This is a genomic window from Gilliamella sp. Pas-s95, assembly GCF_009795795.1.
In the GTDB taxonomy this organism is placed as follows: Bacteria; Pseudomonadota; Gammaproteobacteria; order Enterobacterales; family Orbaceae; genus Gilliamella; species Gilliamella bombicola.
In genome coordinates this window covers 1-226 of the sequence record NZ_WTFC01000138.1, presented here as the reverse complement: position 1 = coordinate 226, position 226 = coordinate 1, and the positions used below count along the sequence as shown (strand labels likewise).

Below are 226 nucleotides of genomic sequence, written 5' to 3'. Positions count from 1 at the left end.
TTAGCGGTTTGCTGTGATTGTTTTTCTTGGTTTTTTCTATTTTGGTATAATTGACACTGCTGTTGGTACCAAGCTTGGTAGCCACTTAAATCGTAATCATCTAATAACTCGTAGCCGTGAATAGTTGGCACTGCGTTAGGGTAACGTTTATTGATGACATTAGCCGGAAATCCACCACATACAATAATTTGGTCGAGTTTTTTAATATGCTTGATTATCGGCTTTA

General features: G+C 37.2%; 1 protein-coding gene. It reads right to left on the bottom strand.

Translation table 11 applies throughout. The features are described from left to right. Window positions 1-226: hypothetical protein (locus GQ598_RS11030; RefSeq protein ID WP_160404155.1), on the bottom strand; the 226-nt coding region annotated here is incomplete at both ends.